Origin of the sequence: Acinetobacter sp. 766875, assembly GCF_000582055.1 — a bacterium.
Classification (GTDB): Bacteria; Pseudomonadota; Gammaproteobacteria; order Pseudomonadales; family Moraxellaceae; genus Acinetobacter; species Acinetobacter nosocomialis.
Genome location: NZ_JEXX01000066.1, coordinates 1 through 342, shown reverse-complemented (window position 1 = coordinate 342; position 342 = coordinate 1). Strand labels below are relative to the sequence as shown.

General features: G+C 48.2%; 1 pseudogene. It reads left to right on the top strand.

Annotated elements, in window-relative coordinates:
* Positions 1-342 (top strand): annotated as a pseudogene (locus tag J576_RS20290) (hemagglutinin); the annotation flags it as partial.

The window sequence follows — 342 nt, the reverse complement described above, 5'->3', positions numbered from 1 at the left end:
GCAGCAACCGATGCAGTAAACAAAGGTCAGCTTGATGCGTTAAGCACATCAAGCAACAACAAGACTGATGCCTTGGGCAACAGTACAGCCAACAATCTGGGTGGTGGTGCAAGCTATGATAGCACTACAGGTGCAGTAAGCTCACCGACCTATACTGTGAATGGCAACAACGTCAATAACGTGGGCGATGCGATCACTGCACTGGACAAAGGCTGGACTTTACAAAGCAATGGTACCAATGCCGCTGCAGTAAAAGCTGGTGATACGGTAGACATTGGTACGGTTGCAGGTGAAACTAACCTGAAAGTGACCAAGACCGGCAATACGATTCAGTATGGCTTA